Raw genomic sequence first — 26,570 nt, 5'->3', positions numbered from 1 at the left:
GCCCCAGTGAGCGGCCGCGTCCTTTCCCGTATGCCGAAAAGCTGGGTCCTGCTGGCCTGCATCGGCCTGCTGGCTCTGAACCTCCGCGGCCCCTTCGTTGCCGTCGCGCCCCTGGTGGGCCTGATGCAGGCGGAACTGCACTTTTCGCCGGTCATGCTGGGCCTGTTGACCAGCATCCCGGTGCTCTGCTTTTCGCTGGCGGCGCCGCTTGCCTCCCTGGCCGCCCGTAAGTTCGGTGCCGAGTTCGCCGTGACGCTCACCATCGTGGGCGTTCTTGCAGGGGTGGTGGTGCGCTCCGCGGGAGGACCGGCGCTGGTGGTGGCCGGCACGGTGGTGATCGGGGTGGCCATCACCATTGGCAATATCGCGGTGCCGTTGATCATCCGCCGCGACTTTGCTCCCCGCAGGCAGGGGACGGCAATGGGAATCTACACCGCTGCGCTGAACATCGGGTCCTTCCTGACCTCGGTGATCATGGCCCCGCTGGCGGCCGTGACGGGGTGGCGGCTGGCCCTGGCCGCCGTCGCCGTCCTTGCGGTTCCCGCCGTGGTGGTCTGGGTCCTGGCGGTAGGGCCCAGGACGGCATTCCTTGCCGAGGGGGAGGACGGCGGCGACCCGCCCCTGGGCAGGACGGCTGGTTCCGGCTGGACCACGTTCGGGCTCACGGCTGGTTTCGGCGGCCAGGCCTTCTCCTACTACGGCGTCACTGCGTGGCTGCCCAGCTACCTGCACGATGAGCTGGGAATGAACGCCGCCCAAGCCGGCGCCGCGTCCTCGATCTTCCAGATCCTGGCCATCGTGGGCGGGCTCGGTGTGCCCTTTGCCGCCAAGTACATGAGTACGACGGCGGTGGCGGTCACCTTGGGGACGTTGTGGCTTGCCGTTCCGGTGGGGCTGCTTTTCCTGCCGCAGCTGTGGTGGCTGTGGTCCACTTCCGGTGGCATCGCCCAGGGTGGCGGCATCACCCTGATCTTCATCGCCATCATCAAGCTGGCCCGGGACCAGGCCTCGGCCGGCCGGATGTCCGCCACCGTCCAGGGCCTTGGCTACTGCCTCGCCGCGGTGGCCCCGCCGCTGGTGGGCTTCGTCCACGACAGCTCGGAGTCGTGGACACCCGCCCTGCTGGTCATCCTGGTGTCGGTGCTGGCCTTCTTCGCCAGCACCACCCTCTCCGTGCGCAAGGTGCCGAAGGGCCGCTAAGGCGGCGTCCGCCGTCGAACGTTCCCCTGAACCCCGCTCACGTTCTGCAACCAATACGACGACGCCCGCTCACTTTCAAGGGAAAGTGAGCGGGCGTCCGGGGTAGCGCTCCGTCGCCGGGCCGGCGCCCCGGATTTCGGGGGGCCTGTTGCGAAGGGCGTGCCGGCCCGGCAAACGGAAGTTGTGACTCCTGCTAGGCCGCGGCCAGCTCCTCAACGGTGGCCTTTTCACGGGCCTCCGTCAGGTAACGGGCGTAGGCGGGCAGGGTGAGGAAGGACGGGAACTCGGTGGCCAGGGTGACCTCCTCGAAGATGTCCCGGGCGTCCTCGAACCGGTCGCCGTCGAAGCGTTCCAGCCGGGCGAATTCCTCGTCCAGGAGTTCCTCCACCCACTCGTGGCTGACGATCTCGCCGTGGTCGGTGATGGCGCGGGCGTAGATCCACTGCCATAGCTGTGACCGCGAGATTTCCGCGGTGGCGGCGTCCTCCATGAGGTTGTGGATGGCCACCGCCCCGTTGCCGCGCAGCCAGGACTCGATGTAGCGGATGCCTACCTCGATGTTGTTCCGGATGCCCTGCTCGGTGATGGTGCCGGTGGTGGCGGCAACGTCGATCAGGGCGCGGTCGTCCGGGGTGACGTCCTCGCGGAGCCGGTCCAGCTGGTTGGGCTTGCTGCCCAGGACGCCGTCGAATACCTCGCGGCACACGGGCACCAGGTCCGGGTGGGCCACCCAGGAACCGTCGAAGCCGTCGTTGGCCTCGCGGGTCTTGTCAGCGCGCACCTTCTCCAGGGCGTTGGCGTTGGCTTCGGGGTCCTTGCGGTTGGGTACGGCCGCGGCCATGCCGCCGATGGCCATGGCACCGCGCTTGTGGCAGGCACGGACCAGCTGTTCGGTATAGGCCCGCATGAAGGGCTGGGTCATGGTTACCTGGCCGCGGTCCGGCAGGACGAAGCGGGGGCCGCGGGTGCGGAAGTTCTTGATCAGGGAGAAGATGTAGTCCCAGCGGCCGGCGTTCAGGCCTGCGGCGTGGTCGCGGAGTTCGTAGAGGATCTCCTCCATTTCGAACGCTGCGGTGATGGTTTCGATCAGCACGGTGGCGCGGATGGTGCCCTGGGGGATGCCGAGCAGGTCCTGGGCCAGGATGAAGATGTCGTTCCACAGCCGGGCTTCGAGGTGGTTCTCGATCTTGGGCAGGTAAAAGTACGGTCCCTTGCCCTGGGCGAGCAGGCGGCGGGCGTTGTGGAAGAAGAACAGCCCGAAGTCCACAATGCCGCCGGCGATGGGCTGGCCGTCGATGAGCATGTGCTTCTCCGGCAGGTGCCAGCCGCGGGGGCGGACCACGATGGTGGGCAGGTCGCCGTCCGCCTTTAGCTTGTATTCCTTGCCCTCTTCGGTGGTGAAGTCGATCCGGCGCTCCAGCGCGTCGGTGAGGTTCAGCTGGCCCTTGATGACGTTCCGCCACGTGGGGGTGGAGGAGTCCTCCATGTCGGCGAGCCATACTTTCGCTCCCGAGTTCAGGGCGTTGATGGTCATCTTCTTGTCCACCGGCCCCGTGATTTCCACGCGTCGGTCCTCCAGACCGGGGGCCGGGGGAGCGACACGCCAGGACGGATCGTTGCGGATGTGCTCGGTCTCCCGCAGGAACCGGGGGTCGGCGCCGGCAGCAATATCGGCCCGCCGGGCACGCCGCGCCTGCAGCAGCTCCTGCCGCCGCTCCGCGGTGGCCCGGTGCAGCTTCGCAATAAAAGACAGGGCATCGGGCGTGAGCACCTCGTCCTGCCGGCAAATCGGTTGAGCGGTCAGGGTAATGCCATTGATCGTGAAGGTGTCGGTGAAGCTGTTCATCTCAGTCTCCTTAAAGACGAAAGGGAAGTTCGACGGCGGTAGGCGGCACCGCGGTGACTCAGGCACAAGGCCGAAGGAGCGGTGATGCGACAGCCTGCGTAAAGGGGCCCTGTGCCCGCCCCCGACCGAGTTCTACGAGGTCATGGGGCGGGCATGGGGATAGCAGGCAGAGCATTGCCGCTCCGAAGGCCGGACGGAAGCACCGCCGTCGTAAGTAGGGGCCACGGCCGCCGGGTTCCCTCGCGAGCTTGCGAGTGGAGGGGGCGGCTGGGGACTAATGGAACTGGCCCTCTTCGGTCGATCCGACCAATGCGAGGGTGGAGGCGTTCGGGTTGAGCGCCGTGGAGATGGTGTCGAAGTAGCCGGTGCCGACTTCGCGCTGGTGTTTGGTTGCGGTGTAGCCGCGGGACTCGGAGGCGAATTCCTTTTCCTGGAGTTCGACGTAGGCGCTCATGCCTTCACGGGCGTAACCGTGGGCGAGGTCGAACATCGAGTAGTTCAGGGCGTGGAAACCGGCCAGGGTGATGAACTGGAACGTGAAGCCCATGGCGCCGAGTTCACGCTGGAACTTGGCGATGGTGCCGTCGTCCAGGTGCTTGCGCCAGTTGAAGGACGGCGAGCAGTTGTAGGAAAGCATCTGGTCCGGGAACTCGGCCTTGACCGACTCAGCGAACTTGCGGGCCAGCTCCAGGTCAGGGGTGCCCGTCTCCATCCAGATGAGGTCGGAGTACGGGGCATAGGCCTTTGCGCGGGCGATGCAGGGCTCGATCCCGTTGCGGACCTTGTAGAAGCCCTCCGGGGTGCGCTCCCCGGTGATGAATTCCTGGTCGCGCTCGTCCACGTCCGAGGTGATGAGGGTGGCCGCCTCGGCGTCGGTGCGGGCGATGACGACGGTGGGGGTGCCGGCGACGTCGGCCGCGAGGCGGGCGGCGTTCAGGGTGCGGACGTGCTGCTGGGTGGGAATCAGCACCTTGCCGCCCAGGTGGCCGCACTTCTTCTCCGAAGCGAGCTGGTCTTCCCAGTGAACACCGGAGGCGCCGGCCTGGATCATGGACTTCATGAGTTCGTAGGCGTTCAGCGGGCCGCCGAAGCCGGCTTCGGCGTCGGCAACGATCGGCACCAGCCAGTCCTCGACGGACTGGATGCCTTCGGAGAATTCGATCTGGTCGGCGCGAAGCAGGGCGTTGTTGATCCGGCGCACCACCGTGGGGACCGAATTGGCGGGGTAGAGCGACTGGTCCGGGTAGGTGTGGCCGGAGTTGTTGGCGTCCGCGGCAACCTGCCAGCCGGAGAGGTAGATGGCACGGAGTCCGGCCTTGACCTGCTGGACGGCCTGGTTGCCGGTCAGGGCGCCCAGGGCGTTGGTGTAGCCGCCGGTCTTGTGCTCCCCGGTAAGCTGCTTCCACAGCTTTTCCGATCCGCGCCGGGCCAGGGTGTGCTCTTCGGAGACGCGGCCGCGGAGGCGGACGACGTCGGAGGCTGAGTAGTCCCGGGTCACACCTTCCCAGCGGGGGTTGGCGGCCCACTCGAGCTCCAGGGCAGCGGCCTGCTCTTCGGGCGTCTGCTGGGTGGGCTCAAATGCTGCAGTCATCGTTGATCTCCTTGATTGAGCTCCGGATGGAGTAGGTGGGAACCGCGCCGTTGAGGCTCCCACCGGCTTATCCGGTGCGGTGTTTCTTTCCGTGACCACTACTTTTCAGCACTTTCAACCCCCTTTCTAGATGAAAAGTATGGAAAGAAATGCGATTCTTCACGTATTCTTCAGAAATGTCGCCTTCAAGCTGGAACAGGGACGTTTCCCAGCAACCGTCCACCGCCGCCGCCCCCGAACTCGACGTCTTCGCGCTGGGCCGCCGCGTGCGCCATCTGCGCAAGCAAGCCGGTCTCACGCTCGATGACCTGAGCGCCGCCGTCGGGACCGCTCCCAGCCAGCTCAGCCTGATCGAGAACGGCAAGCGCGAGCCCAAACTGACACTGCTGCAGCATCTGGCGGGTGCACTGAATGTCAGCATCGACCAGTTGCTCGGGGCCGAGCCGCCCAGCCGCCGCGCTGCACTGGAAATTGAGCTGGAACGGTACCAGCGCGGGCCGCTGTATGAGTCGCTGAACCTGCCTAAAGTCCGCATCAGTTCGCGGCTTCCGCTGGATGTCCTGGAGGCCCAGGTGGGGCTGCTGCATGAGCTCGAACGGAAGATGAACGAGCAGGTGGCCACCCCGGAGGAAGCCCGCCGCGCCAATGGTGAGCTGCGGGCCATGATGCGGGAGCGCGGGAACTATTTCCCGGAGTACGAGGCAGAAGCGCAGAAAGTCCTCAAGGAGGTGGGCTACACCACCGGTCCGCTGAGCCAGCACGTCATCGCGGACATCGCTGCGCACCTCGGTTTCACCCTGCACCACGTGGGGGATTTGCCGCACTCCACCCGGTCCGTGACGGATTTGAAGAACCGCAAAATTTACCTGACCCAGAGCCAGCGGCAGGACCACGACCCCCGCTCAGTCCTGCTGCAGGCCCTGGGACACTATGTCCTGGGCCACGAGACGCCCAAGAACTACGGCGACTTCCTGGCCCAGCGGGTGGCCACCAACTATTTCGCAGCCGCCCTGCTCCTGCCCGAGCAGGCCACGGTGGAATTTCTGCAAAAAGCCAAAGCGGCCAAGGAAATCGCCGTGGAGGACATCCGCGACGCATTCGCCGTCTCCTATGAGACCGCGGCGCACCGTTTCACCAACCTGGCCACCAAGCACCTGGGCATCACCACGCATTTCCAGAAGACGCACCAGAGCGGCATCATCTACAAGGCCTATGAGAACGACGGCGTGAACTTCCCCCAGGACCACACCGGCGCCATCGAGGGCCAGCCGTCGTGCAAGGCGTGGACGTCCCGGGCCGTGTTCGACGTGCCGGACAAGTTCAGCGCCTACAGCCAGTACACGGATACGCCGTCGGGCACGTACTGGTGCACTGCACGGACCGAGCGGTCAGCCAGCGGGGAGTTCTCCCTGAGCATTGGCGTGCCATACCAGCATGTGAAGTGGTTCCGCGGGCGGGAGACCAGCGCGCGGGCCACCTCCAACTGCCCCGATCCCACCTGCTGCAAGCGGCCGCCTGCCGAGTTGACCAACCAGTGGGCCGGCAACGCCTGGCCCTCGGCGCGCGCGCACTCGCACCTGCTCGCCGCGATGCCGCCGGGAGCTTTCCCGGGCGTGGACGAGACCGAGGTGTACAGCTTCCTGCAGGCCCACTCCGGGAGCTGACTGCAACGCCCCATCAGATCCTGCCGTTTCTTCCCAAACGCCCCATCACTTTCGTGTGGAAAGTGATGGGGCGTTGGGTGGTTTCCTGCGGGAGGGGATGGGGCGTTGGAGGAGCTGAGCGGGCGTTGGGTCAGCCGTGGAGGGTCCGGTATGCGTCGGCGGCCGCGGGGTGCAGGGGGACTCCGGCAGTGTTGATGAGGCTCTCCGCGCTAAGGAACTGGACGCCCAGGCTGGACTGCGGAATGAGTTCGCCGGCGTTGTGCACCAGCAGCTGGACCGTCCGCTCCACAGTGGCGTTGTCCAAATCCCGGCGGCACAGGAGCAGGTTGGGAGCCCCCACCGTCCACACCGCGGGCACGCCGGGATAGCTGCCCTCCGGAATCAGGACCCGGTCATACATTCCGCCGTAACGCCGCCGCAGTTCCGGCAGCAGGCCCGCCAGGTCCAGGAGTCCCAGCTCCACGTCCTGCTGGGCGGCCGCGATGGCGGCGGTGGGCACACCGCCGGACCAGAACAGGGCATCCACGGTTCCGGCCCTGAGGGCTGCGATGCCGTCGTTCAGGCCCAGGTTTTCGACGCCGGCAGTTCCGGCGGATGGTGCAGCGGCATCCGCTGAGGTGCCAAGCCCGGCGGCTTCCAGGAGCCGGGGCGTGGTCAGGGACGTGCCCGAGCCGGGCTGTCCCACGGCCACGCGGCGGCCCGCCAGCCCGGTGATGTCCCGGATGCCGCTGTCCTTCCGCACCACGCAGTGGACGTAGTTTTCGTAGACCTTCCCGATGGCGGCAATTTCCGCTGTGCCCGCATCCGGCTGGACTGCAGCGTCGGCCAGGGCTACGGCAAAGGCGGCCTGCCCGGACCGCAGTTCCGCGAGGTTGTCCAGGCTTCCGCCGGTGGCCACGGCGCCGGCATGGTGCGCCACGCCGTGCCGTTCCAGGGCCGCCGCCAGGAGCGTGGAGAATTCAAGGTAGAAGCCGCCCGGCTCCCCACCCGCCACGACAAGGTTTTCCGGCCGGTCACTACCTGTGCAGGCGGCGAGGGCGGGCGGCAGGCAGGCGGCGAGTCCGACGGCGAGCACTGACTTGAGCACGGAGCGCCGCGGCGGCTGCGCGGCAGGACCGCCCGGGGCAGGTGATTCAGGCACGGGCACCCCCTTGGGCTGCACCCGGAGTCACCCGGTTATCAGGCGCGGGGAACTCGATCCGGGCGGACAGCCCGTGCGGAGATGCTTCGGCCAGCACCAGACGGCCACCGTTGGCGGCGGCAAGCTCACCCACGATCGTCATGCCCAGCCCGGTCCCCGGAACGGAAGAATGCCGTGGGGACCGCCAGAACCTGGTGGCAGCTGAGGCGCGCTCTGACGCGGAAAGTCCTGGGCCGTCGTCGTAAATGTCCACAACCACCGCCCCTGCCTCCGGCCGCACCGCTGCGGTAACCGTGGCCCCGGGTGCGTACTTGATGGCATTGTTGAGGAGCTCACCGGCCATCTGGGCCAGCTCCGCCGGGTGGCAGGGCACCAGTACGGGGGGCCGCGGCGGCGGAGCCAGGACCAGCCGACAGCCGGCCTGTTCCGCCAATGGTGCTGCCCGTTCAATCTCCCCCTCAAGGATGGGCAAGGGGTCCACCGGTTCCGCAGGCGAAAGGTCACCGGGACTTCCGGCCGCCCGCAGGTACCCCTCGGACGCCCGGTGCTCGGCCGCCGCGAGCTTCAGCACTCCGTCCAGGATCTCCTCCACCCGGTCCAGCTCCGCCATGGCCCGTTCGGCGGCATCGTGCTCGCGGGCGGTCTTCAGCTCCAGCTGGAGCAGGTCCAGCCGGAGCCGGAGTGCCGCCACAGGGTTCCGCAGCTGGTGCGAGGTGTCCGCAATCAGCTGCCGCTGCGCCGCCATGCTGGCGCTCACGGTGGCCGCCATCGCGGTGAAGGAGCGGCTCAGTTGCCGCAGTTCCGGGGGCCCCTGTTCGGGGAGGCGTTCCGTTCGCCCGCTCTTCTCCAGTTCGTGCACGGCCGAATCCAGCCGCAGGACGGGGCGCAGGACCCATCCGGTGACCCGTGCGGCTCCCACCAGCAGGAACGCGGCCAAGGCAAGGGCGGCGAGACCCACGGCGAGCCAGCGTTCACGGAGCTTCTGCTGTGCTGCGTCGGCGTGGACGTCCAGCACCACGGCGCCCAGGACCTGGCTGGCGCTGCCGAACGGCCGGAAGATGACGCGGGAACCAGACCCAACGGGCTCCACGGGCTCCAGGGATGTGCCGCTGACGTTCAGCCTGGCGAGGGACAATGCATTCTGCACGTCCCCCCGGTTCACGTCCAGGCCGCCGGACGCCAGGGTCTGCTGCTGCACCCGGACCACGATGCCCTCTCCGTAGAGACCCGAATAGGTATCCATCTCCCGTTGCAGCCGGGCCGTGTCCCCGTCCCCGTTGGCGTCAAAGGCCACCTGGGCCAGCCGGTTCAGGGAGGCCGCCCGGTTGATCTGGAGTTCCTGGGTCAGCTCGCGGGACGCGGAACCCAGGATGGTTCCGGAGATCAGGAAGACCACCACCAGGCAGAGCACGCTGAGGACGCCCAGCACCCGCAGCCTCATGCGGATGCCGCCTCCACCCGGTAGCCCACCCCACGGACGTTGATGATGAAACCCGGCTTCTGCAGCTTTGCCCGCAAGCCCGTCAGATGGACGTCCAGGGACCGCGATGATGCCAGGAAGGCGTCGCCCCACAGGGCATCCAGTATCTGCTCGCGGGTAACCACCGAGCCTGCGTGGCGCGCCAGGAGCGCAAGGAGTTCAAATTCCGTGGCGGTCAGGGGGAGTGGCGCGCCTGCCCTGGAAGCAGTGCGCCGGTTCAGGTCAATGGCAAGGTCGCCCAGCTCGATGGTGTCCCCGTGCAGAACGCCGCCCATGCGCCGGGCCCGCCGCGTCACCGCTTCGATCCGGGCCAGCAGTTCCACCAGCTTCACCGGCTTGACGAGGTAGTCGTCCGCGCCGGAGCGGAGCCCGAGCACCACGCTGCGCTCGTCGTCGCGCGCGGTGAGGATCAGGATGGGGACGTCCGTGACCTGGCGGAGCTTGCGCAGCACCTCCAGTCCGTCCATGTCCGGCAGCCCCAGGTCCAGGAGGACCACCTGGAAGTTGCGGTGGGAGAGCAGCGCGTCAGCGCCCCGCGAGAGGCGCTTCGGTCGGTGCCCGGCGCTTTCGACGGCGGCCGTCAGGGCGCCGGCCATGGCATCGTCGTCCTCGACGATCAGCACGTCCATTGCCATCTTCCCTGCCGCGTTTCCTGTGGTTCCCGGTTCATCCCCCGCCTTTGGAGACTACCGCCTGCAGGGAGCTTTTGCCCGATGGCGGTGGGCCAGGAAGTGGCGCCCGGATGCCCCGGGCATTTCCTAAGGAAGTGTTAGGAATGTGCCCCGCGCGTTGGCTGTGCGGTGGATCACCCATACCGTGGATGAGGCCCTCCGGCGTTGGAGGACGCACGTCACCACAAGGAGGAACTCACCGATGAGCACCCAACAAACCGCGCCCTTATCGGAGGCCGCCCAGACCCGGCGGGCCGTGGGCAACATCCTGAAGGGTTCGGCCGGCAACCTTGTGGAGTGGTACGACCTCTACGTCTACACAGTGTTTGCCGCCTATTTCCAGGCGCACTTCTTCAACTCCAAGGACGACCTTCAGGCGGGCCTTGAGGCAATGGCTGTCTTCTCCACCTCGTTCCTCATGCGGCCCATCGGTGCCTGGTTCTTCGGCCGCTACGCGGACCGCAAGGGCCGCAAGGCTGCCCTGACGCTGAGCGTGACCATGATGTCCGCCGGTTCCTTCGCCATTGCCGTGCTGCCGACGCAGGATGTCATCGGTCTCTGGGCCATGATCCTGCTGGTGATCATCCGTGTGATCCAGGGCTTCTCGGTGGGTGGCGAGTACGGAACCAGCGCCACCTACATGTCCGAGGCCGCCACCAGCAAGCGCCGCGGCTTCTTCTCCAGCTTCCAATACGTCACCCTGATCGGCGGCCAGATGCTGGCCCTGCTGGTTTTGGTGGTCCTGCAGAACGCCATGCCCAAGGGCGACCTGGGCGAGTGGGGCTGGCGCATCCCGTTCGCGATCGGTGGCGTGGCCGCCCTGGTGGTGCTGTGGCTGCGCCGCTCCATGGAGGAAACCGTCTCCGCCGAGCAGATTGAGGCTGCCAGGACTCCCGCCGTCGCCGGCCAGGCCCAGCCGGGCACCATGAAGCTGCTGTTCACCAGCTACTGGAAGCCGCTGCTGGTCTGCATCGGCATCACCCTGGGCGGCACCGTGGCGTTCTACACCTACACCAACTTCATCTTGAAGTTCATGAACGATACCTCCGGCATCGCCAAGACGGACACCTCCGTGATCAACTTCTGGGCGCTGTTCATCTTCATGCTGCTGCAGCCCGTCTACGGCATCATCTCGGACAAGGTGGGCCGCAAGCCGCTGCTGATCTGGTTCGGCGTTACCGGCGTGCTCTTCACCTGGCCCCTGCTTTCCACGCTTGCCGGCACTAAGGACCCGTTCACCGCGTTCCTGCTGATGATGGGCGGACTCCTGATCGTGGGCGGCTACACCTCCATCAACGCCCTGGTGAAGGCTGAACTCTTCCCCGCCTCCATCCGCGCGCTCGGCGTCGGCCTGGGCTACGCGATCGCCAATTCGCTCTTCGGCGGCACGGTTCCGCTGATCGGCGCCGCGTTCCAGAAGGCGGAGCGGGAGGACCTCTTCTTCACCTACGTGACCATCTCCATTGCCATCTCGCTGGTGGTCTACATCTTCGCCCTGAAGAACAAGAAGGCTACGCACCTGGACGCCGAGCAGGGCCACGCCTGGTCCCAGGCGCCGCAGGCCGACGGCAAGGATAAGGACGCGCTGGGCGTCTAATCCGGACCGCGCCCCCGGCGCCTGTTTCCCAAAGGAGGGCGTACGACGGCGGCTGCCAGGCCGCCGTCGTACGTCCCTTTTTGTGCTGCGGGAGTGTCTCTAGCGGCGGGTGCTCCGCCTGACAGCCAGGAAACCGTAGATGGCGAACAACCGCGGGAGCACCAGGTACACCGCCGTGGGAACCACCACCATGGTCAGCCCCATGGCGCGGAAAACGGGGTGCCAGTTTTCCGTCAAAGGAGCGGAGGCGATCATGCCGATGGCGACAAGCGGAAAAATCGCCAGCCACGTGATGGCGGCCCGGACGTGGATTGACGGCGGAGCGGGCAGCGCTGCCCGCTCCGATGGGGCTGGTGCGGCCGGCTGGGTGATTGCGGGGGCTGCAGGCTGTGGAACCGTGTCCATGAAAACTCCAACTAGTTAGTTGCTTTTGCTTGAATCGAGAATAGGCGGAGGTCTTTGCAATTGCAACTACCTGGTTGGAATTGCGTAGACTTACGTCATGGCATGGAACACGGAGCGCACCAGGGAGCTGCTGCTGGCCGCTGCCACCGACGAGTTCAGCGCCAAGGGCCTGGCCGGCGCCCGCGTGGACCGGATCGCAGCCGCGGCAGGGGTGAACAAGGAACGCATCTACCAGTACTTCGGCAAGAAGGATGAGCTCTTCGACGCCGTCCTGGCCGCCGAAATGGTCCGCGTGATGACCGAGGTGCCCATTACCGGCAGTGGACCGGCGGCGTTCGGGGAGTACGCCGGCCGGCTCTTCGACCGGCACACCACCGACGGCGTCCTGCCCAGGCTCCTGTTCTGGGAGGGCCTGGAGCGGGGCAGGGACACCGTCAGCCGGGCCACTCGCTCCGACCATTGCGCCATCAAGGTGGGGCAGGTCCTGGAGGTCCTGCCCGGGATCGACCGGGCAGACGCCGCGGACCTGCTGATCACCGTTATCACCCTCTGTGACGGCTGGCCCGTCCTGCCCCAGATCGACACCCTCCTGGCCGGCAGCAGCGCGGACCGCACCACCCGCCGTCGTGCGTTCATTGTGCGGACCGCAACGCTGCTCGCTGAAGCCCTCGCGGCTGACGCGAAGCCCGCACCTGAGGCTGCCCTGAACTAGCGGACTATATTGGGCCATGTCAGCACACCACCACAATCGCGGGAGTCTGCACCCATGGCCAAGGAACTTGCCACCCAGCTCATCGAACAACTCCAGGCTGCCGGCGTGCAGCGGATCTACGGGATTGTGGGCGACAGCCTCAACCCGATCGTGGACGCCGTCCGCCAGACTGGAGGCTCCGCGAAGGGCGGCATCGACTGGGTGCACGTCCGCCACGAGGAAGCCGCCGCCTTTGCCGCGGCTGCCGAAGCCCAGCTCACCGGCAAACTAGCGGTCTGCGCCGGATCCTGCGGGCCCGGCAACCTGCACCTGATCAACGGGCTGTATGACGCCAACCGTTCCGGAGCACCAGTGCTGGCCATCGCCTCACACATTCCCAGCAAGCAAATCGGCAGCACCTTCTTCCAGGAAACCCACCCGGACCGGCTCTTCAATGAATGCTCGGTTTATTCGGAGCTCGTCAGCACCGCCGAGCAGGCTCCGCGCGTGATGCACAGCGCCATCCAGCACGCGCTGGGGCTCGGGGGAGTCGCCGTCGTGACCCTTCCCGGCGACATCGCCGGTCTGGAGGCCACGGCGCCCACGCCCCTGCCCGCCACCTTCCGGCGCGCGAGCCTGGTCCCGGACCCGGCCAGCGTCCAGGCGCTCGCAGATGCCATTAACGACGCCGGCAAGGTCGCCATTTTCGCCGGCGCGGGCGTTGAGGGGGCCCACAGTGAACTGATGGCGCTGGCCGAGCTGGCCAAGGCCCCGGTGGGGCACTCGCTGCGGGGCAAGGACTTTGTCCAGTACGACAACCCGTTTGATATCGGCATGACCGGCCTGCTGGGCTACGGTGCCGCGGCGGAGGGCATCGAGGACGCCGACCTGCTGATCCTCCTGGGTACCGACTTCCCCTACGACCAATTCCTCCCGGACACCCGCACAGCACAGGTGGACCGGGCGCCGGAGCGCCTGGGCCGGCGGACCGACGTCGATGTTTCCGTCCACGGCGACGTGCTGCCCACGCTGCGGGCCCTGCTGCCGCTGGTGAAGGCCAAGAAGAGCCGGCGGTTCCTGGACCAGATGCTGAAGAAGCACGACCGGCTCATGAACAAGGCCGTGGGCGCCTACACGCGAAAGGTGGAAAAGAAGCAGCCCATCCACCCCGAGTATGCGGCGTCGCTGCTGGACCAGGTGGCTGCCGAGGACGCAATCTTCACCGCGGATACCGGCATGTGCAACGTCTGGACCGCGCGCTACATCAACCCGCTGGGCACCCGGCGGCTGATCGGGTCCTTCCTGCACGGTTCCATGGCCAACGCCCTCCCGCATGCCATCGGCGCGCAGCTGGCCTACCCCGGCCGCCAGGTCATCTCGGTGTCCGGCGACGGCGGCCTGTCCATGCTGCTGGGCGAGCTCATCACCGCGGCCGCCTATAAGCTGCCGCTCAATGTGGTGGTGTTCAACAACTCCACCCTGGGCATGGTCAAGCTCGAGATGCTGGTGGACGGGCTGCCCGACTTCGGCGTGGACGTGCCCGACGCCAACTACGCTCAGGTTGCCAAGGCCCTGGGTTTCCACGCCGTCCGGGTCACGGATCCAACGCAGATCGAGTCGGCGTACCGGGAGGCGTTCGCGCACCCCGGCCCGTCCCTGGTGGAGCTGATTACCGATCCCAAGGCCCTGTCCATTCCGCCGAAGATCTCCGGATCGCAGGTCATTGGGTTCGCCACCGCCATGTCCAAGGTGGTCCTCAACCGCGGCGCGGGCGAGGCCGTGAGCATGGCGCGGAGCAACCTGCGCAACATCCCCCGCCGCTAGGCCCTCCGCACGCGCCATCAGATCCCGCCCATAAAACTGGAACGCGTCTGCAGTCAGTGCAGGCGCGTTCCGGTTTTTGGTGCTGAAAGTGATGGGGCGTTGGGCTGGCGAGTTCGACGGCGGGCGCCGGCTTAGCCCTTCAGCGCGCCGTCCAGCAACGCCCGCAGCTCCTGGAAATGCCGCTCGGTGGCCTCAGGGTGGAAGGCCGACGTGTCCGCCATGGTGTAGCCGTGGGGGGCGCCTGTGTAGATTTCGTTGGATGCCTCGAGCCCCGCGTCCTTGAGCGTTTCGCCAAGGCGGGCGACGGCGGCGGGGGCCATGCTGGGGTCGTGGTCGGCGTGGCCGAAGACGAACCGCGCCTTCGCATTGGCAAGGCCCAGGTGCGGGCTGTCCGGGTCGTCCGTGACAAGGCCGCCGGCGTGGAAGCCGCCGCAGGCTGCCACCACGTCGGGGTGGGAGGTGGCAGTGCGGACGGCGAGCCGGGCGCCCATGCAGTAACCGGTGGTGCCGATGGGACCCGGCGCCACGTCGTCGAGCCCCCGCAGCGCGGAAACCCAGGCGTCAATGTCCGGCAGCGCCTTGTCAGAGGTCAGGCGGCCAACGCGTGGGAAGGCGGCCTTGCCCGCGGCTTCCCGGCCTTCCTGGGTGGACATGTCGACGGGAGGGGCCAGCTCGGCCGCCTTGCCTTCACGGTAGAAAACGTTCGGTGCCAGCACCACGTAACCCCAGTCGGCGATGCGCTGCGCCATCTCCTGGATGCGGGGGCGCAGGCCGAACGCGTCCATGTAGAGGATGACGCCGGGAAAAGGGCCGGTTCCGGTGGACGGGCGGGCTACAAGGGCTTCTGCGGTGCCGTCTGCGGCAGGGATCTCGAGGGACATGGGGACACCCTACCGGACCCCGCTGGACGTCCCGTCAGGAGTAGTAACGGCCCAAGGTATCGGCCTTGAAGTCGAAGAACGTCCCCGACTCGATGGCCAACCGTGCGTCGTCCACCATCTTCACCACGAACCGCTCGTTGTGGATGGAGATCAGGGTGGCGGAGACCATCTCCTTGGCCTTATAGAGGTGGTGGATGTACGCCCTGGAATAGTTGGCGCAGGCGTAGCAGTCGCAGCCTTCCTGCAGCGGACCGAAATCGCGCTTGTACTTGGCACCCGAGAGGTTGAACCGGCCGTACGGGGTGTAGAAGGCCGAGTTGCGGGCAACCCGGGTGGGGGAGACACAATCGAACGTATCAGCGCCGTTTTCGATGGCAGTGAAGATGTCGTCCGGCTCGGAAATGCCCAGCAGGTGGCGCGGCTTGTCCTCCGGCAACTCTTCGTTGCACCAGCGGACGATAGTGCCCAGGTTCTCCTTCTCCAGCGCCCCGCCAATGCCGAACCCGTCGAACGGCATGGCGGCCAAATCGCGGCAGGCCTTCCGGCGCAGGTCCTCGTATTGGGCGCCCTGGATCACGCCGAACAACGCCTGGTAGGGCTTCCCGGCCCGCGATTCAGTCAGGCGGAAGTGCTCCTCGATGCACCGCTCCGCCCACAACCGGGTGCGTTCCAGCGATTCCTCCTGGTACCGGCGGGAATTCTGCAGCGTGGTCAGCTCGTCGAACGCGAACATTATGTCGGCGCCGATCCGGTGCTGGACCTGCATGGATATCTCGGGGGAGAACCGGTGCCGGTCCCCGTTCAGGTGGGACTTGAACCAAACGCCGTCGTCATCGATGTGCGCCAGCCGCTCCTTGCCGGGGGCCACGGCGTCATCCGGTCCGGACGCGTCCACGGACTTCATGTCGATGACCTTCTTGAACCCGGAGCCCAGGCTCATCACCTGGAATCCGCCGGAGTCCGTGAACGTGGGACCGGGCCAGTTCATGAAGGCTCCCAGGCCGCCGGCTTCGTCCAGGATGTCCGGGCCGGGCTGCAGGTACAGGTGGTACGCGTTGGCCAGCAGCGCCTGGGCGCCCAGGTCCGCCATGGACTCCGGGAGCACGGCCTTGACTGTGGCTTTGGTTCCGACGGCGATGAATGCCGGAGTCTGGATCTCACCGTGCGGGGTGGCGATGGTGCCGGTGCGGCCCAGGAACTCCCCGCCGTTGTCGGCCATCCGGGCGTCCGTGGGCGGGCATGAGTCTGCCAGGCGCGTGCCTACCGTGAAGGAAAACTGGGACCGGGTTTCAGGCAGGGCGAAGGCAGGGTTGGCTGGCACCGTATAAGTCTGCCAGCAATCCAGGCGGCCCTAACAAACCAGCAGGCGGCGTTCAGCTTGCCGGTTCCGAGGACGGATAGTTCCCGGACCGCCATGAATCCCAGGCGGACCGGATGGCCTCGAAGGCGCCGGCGCCCAGGTCGTAGGTGGACGCAATGACCAGCGACCCTTCACCCTCGGCGCGCACATCCTTGATGGCCGGGTGGTCGGCCACCACCAGCAGTCCTTCGCCGTGCTCCGCATAGTTGTGCACCGTAAGTCCCACCTGGTGGCTCGTCCGGTACCAGACCTTGCCGCTGATCTCCTCGCCGGTATCCAGGGTCACCTGGTACGGCTCGCCGGGGGCAGGAAGATCGGCGAGGCCCAGCTTCTCGATCGCGGAGCCTTCGCCCTCGGTCAGGTGCAGGAACAGGGTGTGCCGCTTGCCGTGCGGGTGCCGTTCCAGGGCGAAGCGGAGCTGCTGCAGGAAGGTCAGCCAGCCCTGGGTGATGTCCTCGTCCCACGCGGCCCACTCGGAGTCGTGGTCCACGGCTCCGCGGGTCACGCTGACCTGTGTCCCGCCGGCCACCGGATGCAGGTCAAAGGTGTCCCCGCCGTGGACGGTCAGGCTGGTGTGGTCCGCGGATTCCTCCACGTCGCTGGAAAAGTAGATCTCCTTGATCTCGGATTCCAGGTCCTCGGCCTGCCATCCGTGCCACTGCGCCACCTTGGACGGCTCACGCAGCATGGTCCAGACCTGCGGAGCGTCGGCGTTGATCACTACGCTGAGATTGTTCGTCATAGCCCCGAATGTACGCCCCGGACGGGGGCCCGGGTAGGGGTCATTTCCCCGCCCCAAAGATCATCCCGGGGTCAGGAACGGACGGCCTCCAGTTCGTTGCTGATGCGCCGCTCCAGCTCCGACATCCCAATGGTTTCCGAGCCGCCATGGGCCCGCAGGAAGAGCAGGGATTCCAGCCGCAGCAGCCGCCATTCACGCTCGGCGTCATGGTTGGAGTTGTCGATGGAGCGGAAGATTTCCTTGTCATACAGGTTGGGTTCGTTCAGCGAGCGCTGCCGCACCTTGGCCGCCATCCTCGCCTTGAACGGATCCGTTTCCTGGTTTTCCGGGGTGCGGATCAGTTTCTCGTAGACCCCGGCGCGTTCGTCCTGGCCGTCCTGCCGGCAAATGTAGCTGGCCAACGCCAGTGCTGCTTCAATGGAGCTCCACCGGCCCGGGTTTCCGTCGTAGGGCAGCACAGTGATCAGGTCTGCCACGGACAGCGCGCCCTCGGCGTCCTTGAGCGTGACGAACAGTTCGTGGGCGAGGTCGCTGAGGTCCTTCAGGCAGCTTCCGGACTTGAAATTGACGCCCTTGGACAGCCGGTCGGCCAGGAGCAGGACGCCCTCGGCATCCGCGTGCGCCTCAGCGGCCGCTTCCACGACGGATTCGGGGGTGCCGTCCGACACCGGGATGAGCGCGAGTTCCTCTTCGCTGGGCCCGCTCACCGCGGGCGGTACCGGGGGCAGGGGAGGTACGACGACGGCGGGTGTCACCGCGACGGGACCGGTTCCGACGCCGGGCTGCTCCTGCAGGCCACCGCCGGGTGCACCGGCTTCCACAGGTGGTGTGGCCTCCGGAAGGGCGGCCGGCAACGGAAGCTGCGTGACGTCGTCGTGCGTTCCGTCCACGACGGTGACCATGGTGCCGATGGCGACCCTCAGGGTTCCGCCGCCGGAGAGGCTGGCCAGCACCAGTGCAGGGGAGCCGAAGTCGTCGTGCTCAAGCTCCACCTGGTCGATTTCGGCGGTGCGCCGACCGTCGGGGAGGAGGATGTGGCTGCCGGTGGTCAGAGATCCAGCCTGCTGTTCACGGTGGTGCCTGGCGGCTGGTGATTCGGTCATGGGAGTCCTTAAGTTCTCTTGCGGTCCGCCCTACAGTCTACAAAGGCGGGCACCCAAAACCGGGGACCCCCACGTCCCGGCGGGGTGGTTAGAAGCCCACCCCCGCGAATGCCAGGGCCTGCCGGATGAGCCCGCCGCGGCCGCCGGAAAACTCCATCTGGACGCCCGGGCTGAGGACTTCCTCCGGGGTCATCCACGTCAGTTCCAGGGCGTCCTGGCGGGGCTCGCACTCGCCCGTCACTGGGATGACGTAGGCCAGGGACACGGCGTGTTGCCGCTCGTCGGTGAAGCCGGTCTGGGACGGGGCGGGGAAGTATTCGGCAACCGTGAACGGGACGGGGCTGAGGGGGAGTTGCGGGAACGCCAGGGGGCCCAAGTCCTTTTCCATGTGCCGGAGGAGGGCGGCGCGGATGGTTTCGCGGTAGATGACGCGGCCGGACACCAGGGAGCGAACCATGGTTCCATCCGCGTCCGCCTGCAGCAGCGTGCCCACTTCATTGACGTACCCCAGCGGGTCCAGCCGGACCGGAACGGCCTCCACGTACACCATTGGCAGCCGCCCCCGCGCCTCAAAGAGGTCTTCTTCGGAGAGCCAGCCGGGATTCGGGTCAGGTGTGCGCACGTTCATGCTTAAGTTCTACCCCATGGGGCGCCGCTGGGAGATCCACACCGTGGCGGGCGCGTTGGGGCTGCCGGCGTCCGGATTGGCCACGTGGAGGGTGCTGCCAAAAGCCTCCTCGGTCACGCTGGCTGGGAACCCGGCAGCGGTGAGGCGCTCCTGCAACGGTTCCAGGCCGCCGTCGTACTCAAACCCCAAGCCGGACCGCGATGGTCCGGACGCCGACCGGACCAGGAGGACGCCGCCGTTCTTGGCCGTGAAGTCGGCCGTTTCGTCATTGTCCGGGACGGGGCGGGGCCGGGCGCCGACATGCAGCAGGGTGCGGACGGCCCCCTCGGGGTCCGGGGTGTACCAGACCGCGACGACGGCCAGGGCGGGATCGGCGTCGGCGCACTGCGCAGTGTGGGAGGCCTTGTCAGCCAGGAAGCTGAAGCCGTCCGGCGCGCTGATCCGGCAGGCGTCGCCGTGGTCCGCGCTGACCAGCTCGGCCGGCCGAGGCCCATCCTCCGGGCCCCCCTCGTGCCGTGCCCCGTCCTCCCGGGAGCCCTCTTCAAGCGCCGACAGGTTGGTGCGGCGGGCGAACTCGGCCACGTCGCCCACCTCCACGCCAAACACCGTCCGGCCGTCCTGCGCCGAACCCGCCTCCGCGCCATGCAGCGCAAGGCGGCCTGACGCCGAGTCGAAAACCTGCCACCCGCCGTCGTCCTCTGTCTGGACCATCCCCAGCGCGGTGAGGAGCTGCTTCCAGGCCCCGGTGCGGGACGTGAAATGGACGGGACGGACTCGGAGCATGGCGTTGTCCTTGGTGTGGAGGGACGGCGGTCTGTAGGGCCATGATGCCACCTGGAGCCTCAACGCACATGGGGCTTGTGGCCCGTGATCGTCCGGGCAGAATTGGGCCATGGCCGTTGAACTCGAGGAACTGCTGGTGCCTGATGCCGCTGCGTGGCGTGCGTGGCTGGAAAAGAACGCTGCTACTCGTCCCGGCGTCTGGCTTGTCCTCTCCAAAAAGGGCGGAACGGTGACCGGCCTTGACTACCAGGCAGCCCTGGACGAGGCACTGTGCTTTGGCTGGATTGACGGCCAGGGCCGGCGCCGGGACGGGGAAACGATGTTCGTGCGCATGACGCCACGGCGCCCCAGGAGCATTTGGTCCGCCCGGAACGTGGGACACATTGCCCGGCTGGAAGCGGAAGGGAAAATGACCGGCGCCGGCAGGGCGGCAGTGGAGGCAGCAAAGGCCGATGGGCGCTGGGACGCAGCCTACGGGGGCCAGGCGGACGTGGAGGTCCCGGCAGACCTGTCGGCGGCGGTCGCTGCGGACCCCGCGGCGCAGGCCATGTTCGATGTCCTCACCAAGACCAACCTGTTCTCCCTTGTCTACCGCACCAATTCGGCGAAGCAGCCGGCAACCCGGGAGCGGCGGATACGGGAGTTCGTGGCGATGCTGGCGCGAGGGGAAACGCCGTATCCGCAAAAGAGGCGCCCCGCAGGCCTGGACCAGGAAACTGCTCCATGACGTGCCGGGTTGGGAGCCGCGGGCCGGGCGGGTAAAATTGACGGTTCACTTGCGCTGGTGCCGTTCCCCGACCCCGGGGGACGGCACTTGTGCGTTCAGCAACGGATTGACGCCGCCATGCCTCCACGCTTTCCCGATACCCTGACTGCCGCACTGCCGCGCCGCCCCTTCCTCTGGGTGGCGGCTGCCCTGGCCGTGCTGGCGGTGGCGGTCTCGCTGGTGCTGGCGGGCAACCTCCGGCAGGGCGACGGCCCGGCCGGCCCGGCACAGGGCACCGCGGAGGCCGGTGCCCGGGCCACCACGCCGTCGACCGCTGACGCGCCGTCGCCTGATGGCCCGGGCTATCGGCCCGCCTACCATCTCACACCGGACGGGCGCTGGATGAACGATCCCCAGCGGCCGTTCTTCCTGGACGGAGTCTGGCACTACTACTACCTCTACAACGCCGATTACCCGGAGGGGAACGGCACCGAGTGGTTCCACGCCACCAGCACGGACCTGGTGCACTGGAAGAACGAGGGTGTGGCCATTCCCAAGTTCCGCAACGGCCTGGGCGACGTCGAGACCGGGTCCGCCGTGGTGGACGCGGAGGGCACCGCCGGGTTCGGCAAGGGAGCCGTCATCGCGGTCCTCACCCAGCAGCACGACGGCGTCCAGCGCCAGTCCCTGTTCTACTCCACCGACAAGGGCTACAGCTTCCAAAGCTACGGACAGAACCCCGTGATGGAGAATCCCGGTGCCAGGGACTGGCGGGACCCCCGCATCGTGCGGGATGAGGCAAACAACCAGTGGCTGATGCTGCTGGCCGAGGAGCACAAGATCGGCTTCTACACGTCCAGGGACCTAAAACAGTGGTCCTACGTTTCCGGGTTTCAGCAGGACGGGCTGGGCACCCTGGAGTGCCCCGACTTCTTCCAGATGGACGTCGACGGCGACCCCGCCAAGCGCACCTGGGTCCTGGCCGCCAGCGCCAACGGCTCGGCCGAGGGCCGCACCACCGGCCTGGCGTACTGGACCGGCAGCTTTGACGGCAAGGCCTTCACGCCGGACGGCGGCCACCAGTGGCTCGACGGCGGCGCGGATTTCTACGCGGCGGTCACCTGGGATGACCCGCGGCTGTCCGACGGGCAGCGCAAGGCGTCCCGGCATGCGATTGGCTGGATGAACAACTGGGCCTACGCCCGTCAGCTGCCCACTGAGGGCTGGTTCGGCGCGGCGTCCCTGGTGCGGGACATCCGGCTGGCGTCCGACGGCGGGCGGCCCGCTCTGAAGTCCACGCCCACCCCCACGCTGCAGTCGCTGGAAGGGGAATCGTCCAAGGTACCGGGCGGCGGGCTGTCTGGCGGGAGGGCATTGCCGGTGCCGGACAACGGTGCGTTCAAGGCCGACGTCGAACTCGAAAAGCCTGCCGATGGCACCGGCGAGGCGCGGCTGCTCCTGCAGAGCGGGGGTACCACCTACGCAACAGTCGGCTACGACTTCAGGTCCGGCCGGGCGTTCGTGCTCCGGGACGGCGACGCCGCAGCAGCCGGCGCGGCCCTTGGCGGTGAGCCGAAGGTGGACGGGGCTTACCGGCAGGCACGTTCCGTGGACGTGCAGCCCGGCGGGGACACCGTCCGCCTCACCGTGTACGTGGACCGGTCCTCCGTGGAGGTCTTCGTGGACGGACACACGCTGACCTCCCTGGTGTTCCCGCCTGCCGGGCATCGGGAGGCTCGGCTGGCCGCGGACGGTCCGGTCATGCTCAAGGGCGGGACCATCACGCCGCTCGCCGGCATCCGCTAAAGCGTTGGGGGCGTACCGGCGCGAGGGTATGAGGCGCTGACCGACGCCGCCGCTTCCAGCGTCATCCACGCCTGGAGTTGGGTTGCGAGTTCCACCGATGCGCCCGGTGGGTACGTTATGGCCGCAGGCTGGGCCGCGTGCATGGAGAAGATGCTTTTACCCGCCTTCCGGGCGCCCGCTTCGCCGCTGAGCACCAGGCGGCGCCCGGACCAGAACGCCTCCGCCGTGTCCGTCACCAGGCGTGCAGCAGAAGCCCGGGTGCGTTCCGGGAGCCTGGTATCCGCTGCCGCGAGTGCCAGGTAGCGGCACAGGATCCCGGTGAAGAGGCCGCCGTCGCCCGTGCCCTCGCAGCGGAGTATGGTCCCCGGCGCTCCGCTTCCAGCGTGCACCGTCAACAGCCGTTGCACGGCGTCCACCAGCACTACTACCCGGGCCAGGTTCGCCTCCCCGCCTACTTCGAGGAGCGCACCCAGCACGGGTCCCTGGTTGTAGGTGTACACGGCCCGCTCGATCACCACGTCGCCGGCCTGGTTCAGGCGCGCACCGTCCAGGTACAGCCCCTGCTCCCGGTCGAAGAGGGTGGCGTCCAGCCAGGCCAGGAGTGCCTGCGCCCGGTCGCGCCGGCCGGTGCGGGCATAAAACAGGGCCACCGGAGCCGTGGCGGGGGTGTTCTTGAAGTCCCGCTTCTTGTTCCAGAACGTGCCGCCGCCCAGATCGTCGGTGCAGGCGGCGTCGAACTGCAGCGCCAGGGATGCGCGGACCGCAGCGTTGCGGCGGCGCCCCGGGCGCCGCGTCTCCTCTGCCAGCCTGTCCAGCCGGAGGGTTGCCAGCGCCAGCCACGCCATGTCGTCGTAGTAGCTGTTCACGAACGTGAGGGCGTTGCGCAGCCTGATTCCGGTGACCAGCCGGGAGGCAAGGTGCCCGGCACTGGGGCGGTCCGGACCGTTGAACCGGGCTGCGGGGGTGGCTCCGCTGCCAAGCTCCCGCCAGCCGGTGTCCACCAGGCAGTCCACGTAGTGCGCCTGCCACCAGTAGTGCCAGGGCAGGACCAAACCGGCGGCGGGCCGGGCGCGCCGGAGCGCCGCGAGCCACTTTCCCGGCAGCTGGGCCACTGCTTCTGCATCCTGCCCTGCGGGAGGCGCACCCTGTCCAGGGGGACGTTTCCCTTGCCACAGCACGGCGCCCAGGTGTGTTCCCGGCAGGAACACAAGTTTCCGGCCGAACAGTGCGGTTACGGACTGTGCGGCGTGGTCCGCCCTGTCCTGCCAGGTGGTCAGTGGAGTGCCGGTGGACGTCATGCCGTCCACCCTAACCGGGTGCCGCTGACAGGCGTGGGGCCGAAGGCGCGGCACCGTGCAGGTTCCCCTTATTTCAGTTAACATTCATTAACTGTTGCTCGAGGCCGCGCCGCGGCATGGGGACACGCATCAAGGAGGATGTATGGAGATCAAAGGCAGCGTCGCACTGGTGACAGGCGGCGCCTCAGGACTGGGCGCGGCCACCGCACGGAAGTTGTTCGACGGCGGCGCCTCGGTGGTGCTGGTTGACCTGCCTTCCTCCGACGGGCAGGCAGTGGCGGGCGAACTCAACGGCCGTGCCGAAGCCGGCCAGTCCGCCGTCTTCGCCCCCGCCGACGTAACCAGCGAGACCGATGTAAGGGCCGCCGTCGGAACCGCCACGGGCCTGGGGCCGCTGCGCATCGTGGTGAACTGCGCCGGAATCGCCACCCCCGGCAAGGTGCTGGGACGCGACGGCGTGCTGCCCCTGGATACGTTCAGCCGCGTCATCCAGGTCAACCTGATCGGGACTTTCAATGTCCTGCGGCTGGCAGCCGAAGCCATGGTGGCCACCGAGCCCGCTGCCACACCGCTGGGCGGCCCTGAACGCGGCGTCATCATCAATACGGCCTCCGTGGCGGCCTTCGACGGCCAGATCGGCCAGCCCGCATACTCCGCCTCGAAGGGGGCCGTGGCCGCCATGACGCTGCCCATCGCCCGTGAGCTGGCGCGCTCGCTGGTCCGCGTGGTCACCATCGCGCCGGGCATTTTCGAGACGCCCATGATGGCCGGACTGCCGCAGGAGGCACAGGACTCGCTTGGTGCGCAGGTCCCGCATCCGTCCCGGCTGGGCAAGCCCGAAGAGTATGCCAACCTGGTGGCACACATCGTGGACAACGCCATGCTGAACGGCGAAACCATCCGCCTCGACGGCGCCATCCGGATGGGGCCGAAATGAGCGCTCCTGACCTGTCGCAGCTGCCGGCGGCGGACTTTTTCGCCGTCGAATCGATGCTGGGCCAGAACGAACGGAACAAGCTCGCCGAACTCCGGGACTTCCTTGCCGCGGAGGTGGCCCCGTATGCCGCGGACTGGTGGAACAAGGCTGAATTCCCTGCCCACATCCTGCCCAAGCTGGCCGCACTGGAGCTGAGCACGCCGGTCCACCGCGGCTACAGCCACCTCTTCGCCGGGCTGGTCATCGCGGAGATAACCCGGGTGGACACATCCCTCGCCACATTCTTCCTGGTCCACCACGATCTCTTCGTCGAGTCCCTGCACACCTTCGGCACGGACGACCAGAAACAGCGGCTGCTCGCCGACGCCTCGGAGCTGCGCACCACCGGCGCCTTCGCCCTCACCGAGCCGCTGCATGGATCAGATGTGGCCGGCGGCATGGAGACACGGGCCCGGCGGATCTCGTCCAGCACCGGGGAAACGGACGACGGCGGCGACACCTGGGTGCTCAACGGTGCCAAACGGTGGATCGGCAACGGGACGTTCTGCGACTACATGCTGGTGTGGGCCCGGGACGAGGCGGACGGCTCCGTGCGCGGCTTCATCGTGGACGCCACGCTGCCGGGCGTCAGCCGGAGCAAAATCGAGAACAAGATCGCGCTGCGCACCGTCCAGAACGCAGACATCACCTTCAAGGACGTTCGTGTCCGTGAAGCGGACCGGTTTGGCGGGATCAACAGCTTCGAGGACACCAAGGAACTGCTCCGCAGCTCACGGATCATGGTGGCCTGGCAGGCTGTGGGCCAGCAACTGGGGGCGTTCGATGTCGCCCGCCAATACGCCGTGGAGCGCCACCAGTTCGGCCGCCCGCTGGCACATTTCCAGCTGATCCAGCAGCAGCTGGTGACCATGCTGGGCAACGCGGTGGCCAGCATGGCCATGATGGCCGGGCTCGCCAGGCTGCAGGAGCACGGCGCCGCCGACATGCCGCAGGTGGCCCTGGCCAAGTCCTACCTCAGCGCCCGCATGCGGGAAACCGTGGCGCTGGGCCGCTCCATCCTGGGCGGGAACGGCATCGTGACGGATTACCGGATGGCCAAGATCTTCGCCGACGCCGAGGCCATCTACACCTATGAGGGCTCGTTCGAGGTGAACTCCCTGATCGTGGGCCGCGCCATCACCGGGATATCAGCCATTTCCTAAGCTTCCCAAGCGCTAGGCGGGGTAGGGCTCTTCCTCGCCGGCCTCTACCCGGACATCCAGGCTGTTGTTCTTCACCGGCATGGGGCAGGTGCCGTAGGGGGTGAAGGCGCTTGGGTAGTTGATGGCGCGGTTGAAGTCCAGGACCACAGAGCCGTCCGGGCGCGGTTTGGGGAGCGAGAGTTTGCGCCAGTCATCGGTGGTGTCGCCGTTGGTCTCGTCGTGGAAGGTAATGGTCAGGGCGCCCAGTTTCTCCTCCTCCGCCTGGAGCCGGAACTCGTGAGTGCTTCCGGGGAGGCGGAACACCACTTCGCCCACGCTGCGGTGCACGCCGTCCACCAGCGGGTTCGCGGTACCGATCGGCACGTCCACCGGCTCCGGATAGGCCTCAAACCGGCCCGTCACTTCCCAGTCCGGGTTGTAGGGGTAGGTGGGAACGCCGTCGAAGCCGGTGACAACCGGTGACGCAGCGTCCCGGGTGCGGATGGCGTAGCGGCCGCCGCGCATGGCCAGTTCCACCACCACCTGGTCCCCATCCGGGCCGCCGAACTGCACCCACATCAGCGATTCCTCATCCGCCAAGGCAGCGGACACGGTGCCGTCCACCTTCTCGCCCGTTGCCACCACCCTGAGCCCGTCGGACGGGGCTGCGGTGAGGAACGCCGTCGTGCCTGTTGCGTCCGTGGACCACAGGCCCGGGGCAAGCTCGACGGCGGCAGGTGAGTCCGCAAGCCACTGGAAGGAGGTGAGGGTCAGCCAGCCGTGCCGGGCTGCGAGGGCCTTGTCCCGATTGGCGCGGAAGCGCTGCCAGCGCTCAACTTTGGCGGCTGTGGTGGTCATGGTTCCTTCCGGTTGCGTTGTGCCCACGCTACAACCGCCCGCGGGGTGTGTTCATTCCGCCCGGGCCCGACATCTTTTGAGACGGATTCGGTACTGCACGGCACCGGGGGTAGCATCTTTAGCTAGTAACGTGGCTCACAGTATCCAGCGCAGTGTACGAGCCAAGTCCGAACCCCT

General features: G+C 67.4%; 23 protein-coding genes. 9 read left to right on the top strand and 14 right to left on the bottom strand.

Annotated features, from left to right (window positions below; genetic code table 11):
- Positions 1-6 precede the first annotated feature (6 nt).
- On the top strand, positions 7-1,200 hold the full coding sequence (locus AB0313_RS12090; RefSeq protein WP_366305750.1) for an MFS transporter: 1,194 nt from the start codon (positions 7-9) through the stop codon (positions 1,198-1,200).
- A gap of 193 nt (positions 1,201-1,393) precedes the next feature.
- Here AB0313_RS12090 and aceB read toward each other — a convergent pair whose 3' ends face one another.
- Both aceB and aceA read right to left on the bottom strand, forming a co-directional pair.
- Positions 1,394-3,046 carry a malate synthase A gene (gene aceB, locus AB0313_RS12085; protein ID WP_366305748.1) on the bottom strand — a complete coding sequence of 551 codons (1,653 nt, stop codon included), beginning with the start codon at positions 3,044-3,046 and terminating at the stop codon, positions 1,394-1,396.
- Positions 3,047-3,320: 274 nt separating this feature from the next.
- Complete coding sequence (aceA, locus tag AB0313_RS12080) at positions 3,321-4,637, bottom strand: isocitrate lyase (protein ID WP_366305746.1); 1,317 nt, start codon at positions 4,635-4,637, stop codon at positions 3,321-3,323.
- A gap of 149 nt (positions 4,638-4,786) precedes the next feature.
- On the opposite strand from aceA, the gene AB0313_RS12075 reads away from it, so the two are divergent.
- On the top strand, positions 4,787-6,301 hold the full coding sequence (locus AB0313_RS12075) for a helix-turn-helix domain-containing protein (protein WP_366305744.1): 1,515 nt from the start codon (positions 4,787-4,789) through the stop codon (positions 6,299-6,301).
- Positions 6,302-6,431: 130 nt separating this feature from the next.
- On the opposite strand, the gene AB0313_RS12070 is transcribed toward AB0313_RS12075, so the two are convergent.
- The 3 genes from AB0313_RS12070 to AB0313_RS12060 are packed head-to-tail and all read right to left on the bottom strand — an operon-like array spanning position 6,432 to position 9,551.
- On the bottom strand, positions 6,432-7,442 hold the full coding sequence (locus tag AB0313_RS12070) for a TAXI family TRAP transporter solute-binding subunit (protein ID WP_366305742.1): 1,011 nt from the start codon (positions 7,440-7,442) through the stop codon (positions 6,432-6,434).
- A complete protein-coding gene (locus AB0313_RS12065; RefSeq protein ID WP_366305740.1) occupies positions 7,435-8,883 on the bottom strand; it encodes a HAMP domain-containing sensor histidine kinase in 1,449 nt (482 codons plus the stop codon). The genes AB0313_RS12070 and AB0313_RS12065 overlap by 8 nt, the downstream gene beginning before the upstream one ends.
- The gene (locus AB0313_RS12060) at positions 8,880-9,551 is read right to left on the bottom strand and encodes a response regulator transcription factor (RefSeq protein WP_141943887.1); all 672 of its coding nucleotides are present in this window, start codon (positions 9,549-9,551) and stop codon (positions 8,880-8,882) included. Before AB0313_RS12060 ends, AB0313_RS12065 begins: the two co-directional genes overlap by 4 nt.
- Positions 9,552-9,795: 244 nt before the next feature.
- Between AB0313_RS12060 and AB0313_RS12055 the strand changes: the two genes are divergently transcribed.
- A complete protein-coding gene (locus AB0313_RS12055) occupies positions 9,796-11,190 on the top strand; it encodes an MFS transporter (RefSeq protein WP_141943886.1) in 1,395 nt (464 codons plus the stop codon).
- A gap of 99 nt (positions 11,191-11,289) precedes the next feature.
- On the opposite strand, the gene AB0313_RS12050 is transcribed toward AB0313_RS12055, so the two are convergent.
- The gene (locus tag AB0313_RS12050) at positions 11,290-11,595 is read right to left on the bottom strand and encodes a hypothetical protein (RefSeq protein WP_366305738.1); all 306 of its coding nucleotides are present in this window, start codon (positions 11,593-11,595) and stop codon (positions 11,290-11,292) included.
- Between the two features lie 97 nt (positions 11,596-11,692).
- Between AB0313_RS12050 and AB0313_RS12045 the strand changes: the two genes are divergently transcribed.
- The gene (locus tag AB0313_RS12045) at positions 11,693-12,307 is read left to right on the top strand and encodes a TetR family transcriptional regulator (protein WP_366305736.1); all 615 of its coding nucleotides are present in this window, start codon (positions 11,693-11,695) and stop codon (positions 12,305-12,307) included.
- A 54-nt stretch (positions 12,308-12,361) separates the two neighbouring features.
- Complete coding sequence (locus tag AB0313_RS12040; protein WP_307307447.1) at positions 12,362-14,110, top strand: pyruvate dehydrogenase; 1,749 nt, start codon at positions 12,362-12,364, stop codon at positions 14,108-14,110.
- 131 nt (positions 14,111-14,241) lie between these two features.
- Here the strand turns inward: AB0313_RS12040 and AB0313_RS12035 are convergent, their stop codons facing one another.
- From AB0313_RS12035 to AB0313_RS12010, 6 genes are all read right to left on the bottom strand, one after another.
- Positions 14,242-14,991 (bottom strand): dienelactone hydrolase family protein, encoded by a 750-nt coding sequence (locus AB0313_RS12035; protein ID WP_366305734.1) that lies wholly within the window; start codon positions 14,989-14,991, stop codon positions 14,242-14,244.
- Between the two features lie 34 nt (positions 14,992-15,025).
- Complete coding sequence (tgt, locus tag AB0313_RS12030) at positions 15,026-16,312, bottom strand: tRNA guanosine(34) transglycosylase Tgt (RefSeq protein WP_366305732.1); 1,287 nt, start codon at positions 16,310-16,312, stop codon at positions 15,026-15,028.
- Positions 16,313-16,364: 52 nt separating this feature from the next.
- Positions 16,365-17,093 (bottom strand): SRPBCC domain-containing protein, encoded by a 729-nt coding sequence (locus AB0313_RS12025; RefSeq protein WP_141943875.1) that lies wholly within the window; start codon positions 17,091-17,093, stop codon positions 16,365-16,367.
- A 71-nt stretch (positions 17,094-17,164) separates the two neighbouring features.
- A complete protein-coding gene (locus AB0313_RS12020; RefSeq protein ID WP_366305730.1) occupies positions 17,165-18,196 on the bottom strand; it encodes a DUF6707 family protein in 1,032 nt (343 codons plus the stop codon).
- An 88-nt stretch (positions 18,197-18,284) separates the two neighbouring features.
- On the bottom strand, positions 18,285-18,824 hold the full coding sequence (locus AB0313_RS12015) for an NUDIX hydrolase family protein (protein WP_141158190.1): 540 nt from the start codon (positions 18,822-18,824) through the stop codon (positions 18,285-18,287).
- A gap of 9 nt (positions 18,825-18,833) precedes the next feature.
- On the bottom strand, positions 18,834-19,607 hold the full coding sequence (locus AB0313_RS12010) for a VOC family protein (protein ID WP_366305728.1): 774 nt from the start codon (positions 19,605-19,607) through the stop codon (positions 18,834-18,836).
- A gap of 109 nt (positions 19,608-19,716) precedes the next feature.
- Here AB0313_RS12010 and AB0313_RS12005 point away from each other — a divergent pair, with 109 nt between their 5' ends.
- Together AB0313_RS12005 and AB0313_RS12000 are read left to right on the top strand one after the other, a co-directional pair.
- Positions 19,717-20,334 (top strand): YdeI/OmpD-associated family protein, encoded by a 618-nt coding sequence (locus tag AB0313_RS12005; RefSeq protein WP_366305726.1) that lies wholly within the window; start codon positions 19,717-19,719, stop codon positions 20,332-20,334.
- 117 nt (positions 20,335-20,451) lie between these two features.
- Positions 20,452-22,119, top strand: coding sequence for a glycoside hydrolase family 32 protein (locus AB0313_RS12000; RefSeq protein WP_366305724.1), 1,668 nt, complete (start codon positions 20,452-20,454; stop codon positions 22,117-22,119).
- Here the strand turns inward: AB0313_RS12000 and AB0313_RS11995 are convergent.
- Positions 22,116-23,417 carry a glycoside hydrolase family 76 protein gene (locus AB0313_RS11995; RefSeq protein WP_366305722.1) on the bottom strand — a complete coding sequence of 434 codons (1,302 nt, stop codon included), beginning with the start codon at positions 23,415-23,417 and terminating at the stop codon, positions 22,116-22,118. The genes AB0313_RS12000 and AB0313_RS11995 overlap by 4 nt on opposite strands.
- A 142-nt stretch (positions 23,418-23,559) precedes the next feature.
- On the opposite strand from AB0313_RS11995, the gene AB0313_RS11990 reads away from it, so the two are divergent.
- Together AB0313_RS11990 and AB0313_RS11985 are read left to right on the top strand one after the other, a co-directional pair.
- The gene (locus AB0313_RS11990; RefSeq protein WP_366305720.1) at positions 23,560-24,354 is read left to right on the top strand and encodes a 3-hydroxyacyl-CoA dehydrogenase; all 795 of its coding nucleotides are present in this window, start codon (positions 23,560-23,562) and stop codon (positions 24,352-24,354) included.
- Positions 24,351-25,556 carry an acyl-CoA dehydrogenase family protein gene (locus AB0313_RS11985; RefSeq protein WP_141943863.1) on the top strand — a complete coding sequence of 402 codons (1,206 nt, stop codon included), beginning with the start codon at positions 24,351-24,353 and terminating at the stop codon, positions 25,554-25,556. Before AB0313_RS11990 ends, AB0313_RS11985 begins: the two co-directional genes overlap by 4 nt.
- Positions 25,557-25,568: 12 nt before the next feature.
- Here AB0313_RS11985 and AB0313_RS11980 read toward each other — a convergent pair whose 3' ends face one another.
- Positions 25,569-26,393: a DUF1684 domain-containing protein gene (locus tag AB0313_RS11980; protein WP_366305718.1), complete on the bottom strand. Its 825-nt coding sequence runs from the start codon at positions 26,391-26,393 to the stop codon at positions 25,569-25,571.
- Positions 26,394-26,570: the final 177 nt, after the last annotated feature.

The organism is Pseudarthrobacter sp. NPDC080039, from assembly GCF_040702335.1.
Lineage (GTDB): Bacteria > Actinomycetota > Actinomycetes > Actinomycetales > Micrococcaceae > Arthrobacter > Arthrobacter enclensis_A.
This window is presented reverse-complemented; position numbering and strand designations above follow the sequence as displayed.